The 6,154-nt window shown below is 64.9% G+C and carries 7 protein-coding genes and 1 pseudogene; 4 read left to right on the forward strand and 4 right to left on the reverse strand.

The window, feature by feature from the left end; genetic code table 11:
- Positions 1-91 precede the first annotated feature (91 nt).
- The gene (locus G454_RS18745) at positions 92-835 is read left to right on the forward strand and encodes a tRNA lysidine(34) synthetase (protein WP_035107626.1); all 744 of its coding nucleotides are present in this window, start codon (positions 92-94) and stop codon (positions 833-835) included.
- On the opposite strand, the gene G454_RS0110640 is transcribed toward G454_RS18745, so the two are convergent.
- Positions 801-1,142 (reverse strand): hypothetical protein, encoded by a 342-nt coding sequence (locus G454_RS0110640; RefSeq protein ID WP_027718615.1) that lies wholly within the window; start codon positions 1,140-1,142, stop codon positions 801-803. The two genes, G454_RS18745 and G454_RS0110640, sit on opposite strands and share 35 nt — an antisense overlap.
- Positions 1,143-1,198: 56 nt before the next feature.
- On the opposite strand from G454_RS0110640, the gene G454_RS18750 reads away from it, so the two are divergent.
- Both G454_RS18750 and G454_RS0110650 read left to right on the forward strand, forming a co-directional pair.
- Positions 1,199-1,843, forward strand: a complete 645-nt coding sequence (locus G454_RS18750) for a DVU0298 family protein (protein WP_051276239.1) — start codon at positions 1,199-1,201, stop codon at positions 1,841-1,843.
- Positions 1,844-1,858: 15 nt separating this feature from the next.
- Positions 1,859-3,298 carry an RtcB family protein gene (locus G454_RS0110650; protein WP_027718616.1) on the forward strand — a complete coding sequence of 480 codons (1,440 nt, stop codon included), beginning with the start codon at positions 1,859-1,861 and terminating at the stop codon, positions 3,296-3,298.
- On the opposite strand, the gene G454_RS0110655 is transcribed toward G454_RS0110650, so the two are convergent.
- From G454_RS0110655 to G454_RS18755, 3 genes are all read right to left on the reverse strand, one after another.
- A complete protein-coding gene (locus tag G454_RS0110655) occupies positions 3,295-4,365 on the reverse strand; it encodes a tetraprenyl-beta-curcumene synthase family protein (RefSeq protein ID WP_027718617.1) in 1,071 nt (356 codons plus the stop codon). The two genes, G454_RS0110650 and G454_RS0110655, sit on opposite strands and share 4 nt — an antisense overlap.
- A gap of 23 nt (positions 4,366-4,388) precedes the next feature.
- Positions 4,389-5,492, reverse strand: coding sequence for a D-alanine--D-alanine ligase (locus tag G454_RS0110660; protein ID WP_027718618.1), 1,104 nt, complete (start codon positions 5,490-5,492; stop codon positions 4,389-4,391).
- A gap of 102 nt (positions 5,493-5,594) precedes the next feature.
- Entirely contained in the window at positions 5,595-5,780 is a 186-nt protein-coding gene (locus tag G454_RS18755; protein WP_211230053.1) for a hypothetical protein, read from the reverse strand.
- Between the two features lie 126 nt (positions 5,781-5,906).
- On the opposite strand from G454_RS18755, the pseudogene G454_RS0110670 reads away from it, so the two are divergent.
- Positions 5,907-6,154: pseudogene (locus tag G454_RS0110670) on the forward strand (transposase); the annotation flags it as partial.

Raw genomic sequence — 6,154 nt, forward strand, 5'->3', positions numbered from 1 at the left:
CAAAAAGGTACTTCGACAGTTTAACTAAAATCCCTTCCCCGCGCGCCGTCTCATTTAAAGATGAAAATAAGAATGAAAATCCTGGTGAAAAATGAAGGGATATGACCGCCGGTTTCTTTCCAAAGTAAAAAAAGCCGTCTCGCGCTACGGCATGATTGAGCCGGGCGACCGCATTGCCGCCGCCGTATCCGGTGGCAAGGACAGCATTGCCCTTTTGTACATCCTCTGGCTGCTGCAAAGGCAACTTCCCTACCCCTATGATTTCTGTGCCGTACACATCGACGCAGGCTGGTCCCCGGATCTCTCCCCCCTGGTTGATTTCTGCCGCGAAAAAGGCATCCCCTTTTATGTGGAAAGAACGGCCATCGGCGCCATTGTCTTTGAGCATCGCTCCCGGGAAAACCCTTGCGCCCTCTGCGCGCACCTGCGCCGCGGCGCCCTGGTAAATATGGCCCGCCTCCTGGGCTGCACTAAGCTCGCCCTGGCCCACCACTCGGACGACCTGCTGGAAACCTTCCTCATGAACTGGCTCTACACCGGTCGCCTGGCCACCTTCCTGCCGGTAACGCGCTACGAGGACGCCGGGCTGGCCGTCATCCGCCCCCTCATTTACCTGCGCGCCGCCACCCTGGCCTCCCTGGCCCGGGAGGAAGGCCTGCCCGTACTGGAAGACGCCTGTCCGGCCAGGGGGCACACCGGGCGGGAGGCCATGCGCCGCCTGGTGAAGCTCCTGGCCGCAGTCACTCCCGACGTGAGGGAAAAGCTCCTCACCGCCCTGGAAAAGGCCGGGTGGCTGCGCCCTAGCTCCGCAAGAGGTATATCCCCGCCGCCATGAGGGAAAAGCCCGCCAGGACGCGGGGGAGGGAAACCCTGTCTCCCAGGAGGAAAACGGCAAAGAGGAGGAGGAACAGGTAGTAGGCAAAGGACTGCCCGGCCGCCAGGAGGGGGAGGTTCTTTACCGCCCCGTGGGCGCGGGTAAAACCGGCGCCCAGGGAAACGTTGGCCAGGTAGATGAGGGGCAGCACGAGCAGGTTGTACCTGGCCACGGCGCCCACCTCCGGCGGTACGTACTTTACCTGGAGGGCAACCAAGAGGGAAAGCAGGGCGGACCCGGAAACGATAAAGAAAAGCGTTAAGGGCATGCGGTGCGTTCTCCTTTCCTGCTATAATCTTACCGGGAGCGGAAGGTGGTTAAAACATGCGGGAAAAGGAAACCAGGGAGGTCATTAAGGCCCTGCTCGGCGAGCGCAGGTACGGGGAGATAGCCGAGCTGGTGGCACAGAAGCGGAGCCACCTGCGCTTCCTGCGGCGGCTCTTAAACGAGCCCGGCACGCTCCTCTGCTGGCGGGCGGTGGAAGCCATAGGCGTGGCCTGCGCCAGGCTGGCCGAAACGGACCCCGCCGCCGGGCGGCTGGTCCTGCGCCAGCTGCTCTGGACCATCAACGACGAGTCCGGGGGCATAGGCTGGGCCGCCCCGCAGGCCATGGGCGAGATCGTCTACCGCCGCCCGGACCTCTACGGCGACTACGCCTCCATCATCATCCACCACGCAGAGGAGCGCATGTTGCGCGCCGGCGTCATCTGGGCGGCCGGGCGCATGGCCCAGGCCTGCCCCGACTTCGTGCGCCCCCACCTGCCGCTCCTCCTCCCCTACTTAGACGACCCCGACCCCCACGTGCGCGGGTACCTGCTCTGGCTGCTGGGCATTTTAAAAGAAAAGCCCGACTTCCGCCGCCACGGCCACCTGCTCCACGACGAAAGCAGGGTGCTCCTCTACGAGGACGGGGAACTGAAAGAGCTCACCGTAGCCGCGCTGGCCCGCCGCGCGGCCCAGACGGCCTGAAAGGAGGGGAAATCCGTGCTCCTCGAGAAGCTGGAGCCGTTTGGCAAGAACCGCTACCGCCTCAGGCCCTTCGGGGAGATGCAGGCGGAGGTAGTGGTCTTTTTAAGCCCCAGGCTGAAAGCGCAGTTTGAAGAGGGCGAGGCCTTAAAGCAGCTGGTGGACGCCGCCTGCCTGCCCGGGGTGGTTTCCCCGGTCATCGGCATGCCGGACATCCACACGGGCTTCGGCCTGCCCATAGGGGGCGTCATGGCCACCGACCTGGAGAAGGGGGTGGTTTCGGCGGGGGCGGTGGGCATGGACATAAACTGCGGGGTGCGCTTATTAAGCACCCGCATAAAGGCCGCCTCCCTCGACCCGCAGGTGCTGGAAAAGATCCTGGCCGCTATAGAGAAGAGGGTGCCCTCGGGGGTGGGCAAATCCAGCGCCTACCGCGAGTTCCGCCAGGCCGACCTGGAGGCGGTCACGGCAGGGGGCGCCGCCTACTTCATCCGCCGCGGCTACGGCCTCCCGGAGGACGAGAAAAGCATTGAGGCCGGCGGCGCCATACCCGGGGCGAGCCTAAAGGCGGTCAGCCGCCAGGCCAGGGAAAGGGCCGACCAGCTGGCCACCATCGGCGGGGGCAACCATTTCATTGAAATAGAGGTGGTGGAGAGGGTCTACCACCCCGGAGCGGCAGCCGTCATGGGCCTGGAAGAGGGAAACCTGGCCGTGCTCATCCACACCGGCAGCCGCGGCTTCGGGCACCAGATCTGCACCGATTACTCGGCGCGCATGAACCAGGCCGCCGCAAAGTACGGCCTGCGCATTCCCTCGCGGGGGCTGGCCGCCGCGCCCATCGACTCCCCGGAGGGGCGGGACTACCTGGCCGCCATGGCCTGCGCCGCCAACTTTGCCTTTGCCAACCGCCAGCTCATCACCTTCCTGGTGCGGGAAGCCTTCATGGAGGTGCTCAAAAAGCCCCTGGAGGAAATAGGCCTGGAGCTGGTGTACGACGTGGCCCATAACATTGCCAAGGTGGAGGAGCACCGCGGCAGGACCCTGCTGGTGCACCGCAAGGGAGCCACCAGGGCGCTGCCTGCCGGGCACCGGGATAACCCCGAGCGCTACCGCCACATTGGCCACCCGGCCATCATACCCGGCAGCATGGGCACGGCTTCCTATGTGGTGCTGGGTACGGGAAACATCGCCGAAACGTTTAACTCCGTCAACCACGGCGCCGGGCGCACCATGTCGCGCAAGAAAGCCCGCTCCACGGTGAGCATGGAGGAGTTCCGCGAGTCCCTCAAGGGGGTGCTGCTGCGGGCCAAAAACCTGCGCGCCCTCTTTGACGAGGCCCCCCTGGCCTACAAGGACATCGACGAGGTGGTGGGCACCCTGGTGGACGCCGGCCTCACCCTGCCCGTGGTCAGGCTCAAACCCCTGGCGGTCATCAAAGGAGAGGGCGAGGAGGCTTAAACCACCCCCGCGCGCCGCAGGCCCCGGCAGAGGCGGTAGAGGAAGCCGGCGTAGGGCCCGCCGCTGGCCAGAAGCTCTTCCCTGGCGCCGCTCGGCTCCTGGCCTTGGGCCTTGGGATCGGAAAGGTACATGGCCAGGAGCCCGGCCACTACCGTCTGGTGGAAAGCGGCATCGGGCAGCCGGGCGGCCAGTTCCAGCGAGCGGCAGGCAAAGTGCCGCAGCCGCGCGGCGGCCTCGTGGCCGTCCCGGTAGTAGGCCACAAAGTTGAGATCCCCTCCCGCCGCATCCTCCTGCTGGTCGATGAAGTAATCCAGCAGGATGTGCAGCCCACAGATCCAGGGGAAGTATCCCGCCAGCACCTGCTCCGCCTCCGCGGGGCTGCCGCCCCGCGCGGCCAGGGAGAAGAGGGCAAAAATGCCCAGGGTAGAGCCGGTGGCCGCCGCCAGCTCCCACCAGTAAAGCCCGGCGGCCAGGCGCCGCAAGAGGGGCTCCAGCCACTCCACGAGGCTTTTCACCCTCTGCGGCCAGGGGAGGTGCTTTCTGACCTGCAGGCTGCAGTACAGGCGGGCCAGGGAGAGGGCCTTCTCCTGCAGCGCGCCGTAGCCGGGCAGGCAGGCCAGCGCCTCCTGGCAGGCGCGCACCAGCGCCCCCAGGTAACCGCCGTCCCCGCGGTAGGGGTAAAGGGCGTAGTAGTCCCCCGGCGGTGCGCCGGGGCACAGGGCGTCCAGGAAAGCCCGGTGGAGCAGGGCAAAACTTTCCCCGTCCTGCACACCGGCCCGGTCGCAGAGGTTATCCAGGTAGTCGCTGATGGTCTGCAGGGCTACAATGGCCCTGGCCACCTCGCGCTCGAAGCGACCTGCCCGCACGGCAAAGACGCTTCCCCCCTGGCAGTGAAACTTCTTGGCGGCAATGCTGGCCAGGGCCATCTGCCGCAGCACCGGGTCGGGGCAGCGCGCGGCCATTTCCCGCCACCGCGCAAGCTCGCGGCCCGCGCGCGGCAGGGCCCGCAAAAGAAAACGCGCCAGCACCTGCGCGGCGGCATAAGTGCGGTACCTCTTATCGCCCATCAGGCCGGACCAAGACCTCCCGTTTATGGGTGGTAGGCGGTGCGGTTCTTCATTTTCTCCGCGTGCCTCTCCAGGGCCAGCTCAATGAGGCGGTCCAGAAGCTCGGGGTAGGGAATGCCGCTGGCCTCCCAGAGCTTGGGGTACATGGAAAATCGCGTAAATCCCGGAATGGTGTTGATCTCGTTGATCAGCACCGCGCCGTCTTTCTTGCGCAGGAAGAAGTCCACCCGGGCCATGCCGGCACAGTCGAGGGCCTTAAAGGCCCTGACGGCGTACTCCCGCAGCTTCCCGGTGGTATCCTCCGGGAGGTCCACCGGTATGACCAGGCGGGACCTGCCCTCGGTATACTTGGCCTCGTAATCGTAAAACTCGTTAAGGGGAATTACCTCGCCCGGCAGGGAGGCCACGGGGTCGTCGTTGCCCAGCACGCTCACCTCTACCTCCCGGGCATCCACAAACTCCTCCACGACGATCTTGCGGTCGTAGGCAGCGGCCAGCTCTATGGCTTCGGCCAGCTCCCGGCGGTCCCGCGCCTTGGAAACTCCCACGCTGGAGCCCAGGTTGGCCGGCTTCACAAAGAGGGGGTAGCCCAGGCTCTCCGCCTCCCGCAGCACCGTCTCGCGATCCCTCTCCCACTCCCGGCGCAAGAAACTGACAAAGCGGGCGTGGGGCAGGCCGTGCTGGGCAAAAACGGTTTTCATCATTACCTTGTCCATGCCCGCCGCGGAGGCCAGCACCCCCGAGCCAACGTAGGGGATGCCGGCCAGCTCCAAGAGCCCCTGCACGGTGCCGTCCTCGCCGAAGGTGCCGTGCAGCACCGGAAAGGCCACATCTACCGCCACCAGCTCCCCGGCATCGACACACCCTTCCTTAAGGGGCGCCAAGCCCCCGCACGTGGGGTCGGCCACCAGCACCACGGGCCGGCCCGCGGCCTCCGGCGGCTCTCCTGCCAGCAACTTTTGGGGCTCCAGGCCCAAAAACCACCTGCCCTCCTGGGTTATGGCCACCGGGATGACCTCGTACTTCTCCCTGTCCAGGGCCTCCATGACGGAGGCCGCGGAAAAAAGGGAAACCCGGTGCTCGCCCGAGCGCCCGCCGAAAATCACCGCCACCCTCTTCTTTGACATGGGCAGCCCTCCCCGCGCTTTTTTCTCACAAGATAATTATTCTTCTCTCGCCATAACTAAAACAAGTTTGCCCAAACACAAAAAGGGAGGCAGCGCCCCCTTCTAGAGAATGGCCCTCATGGGCTGCAGGGTGCGGTTAAAGGGATTCAGCACCAGCCCGAGGATTTCCAGCGTAACCACCCCTAAGAGTGCCTCGTCCCCGGGCTCCCCCAGGATGACCGGCGTATGGGCCTCCCCCTGGGGGAGAATGAGGTAGCTTTCTGTGCCTTCAATGTAGGTAATGCCCACCGCAAACCACCGCCCTTTTTTACAAAAGCCCCGCCAGATGCCCCCGGTTTTTAATCGGGGGATGAATGGCGGCTTGGTTTTTCTCTCCGGTCGTGCTACATTTAAGCAGGCCGGAGGAGATGTTGAATGCAGACGGTAACCCTCAAAATAAAGCTCCTGCCTCCCAACAAAGGCAAGCTGGAAAAGATGACCCGCATGCTGGAAACCTACCGCCGGGCGTGCTCCTGGTTCCTGGAGCAGGCCGAAGCCCTGAACACCACCAGCCGCGCACATTTAAACCGCCAAACCTACCGGCAGGCATGTGAGCTGTTCGACCTCAACCGGGGCACGCTCCAGTGCGCCATGCTCAAAGCGCTCTCCGCTTACCGCTCCTA

It is taken from the genome of Desulfovirgula thermocuniculi DSM 16036 (assembly GCF_000429345.1).
GTDB classification, from domain to species: domain Bacteria; phylum Bacillota; class Desulfotomaculia; order Desulfotomaculales; family Desulfovirgulaceae; genus Desulfovirgula; species Desulfovirgula thermocuniculi.

Excerpts from the sequence above, each read along its gene's own strand:
- G454_RS18745 (WP_035107626.1), top strand. The coding sequence starts at position 92 with ATGAAGGGATATGACCGCCGGTTTCTTTCCAAAGTAAAAAAAGCCGTC.
- G454_RS0110640 (WP_027718615.1), bottom strand. The coding sequence starts at position 1,142 with ATGCCCTTAACGCTTTTCTTTATCGTTTCCGGGTCCGCCCTGCTTTCC.
- G454_RS18750 (WP_051276239.1), top strand. The coding sequence starts at position 1,199 with ATGCGGGAAAAGGAAACCAGGGAGGTCATTAAGGCCCTGCTCGGCGAG.
- G454_RS0110655 (WP_027718617.1), bottom strand. The coding sequence starts at position 4,365 with ATGGGCGATAAGAGGTACCGCACTTATGCCGCCGCGCAGGTGCTGGCG.
- G454_RS0110660 (WP_027718618.1), bottom strand. The coding sequence starts at position 5,492 with ATGTCAAAGAAGAGGGTGGCGGTGATTTTCGGCGGGCGCTCGGGCGAG.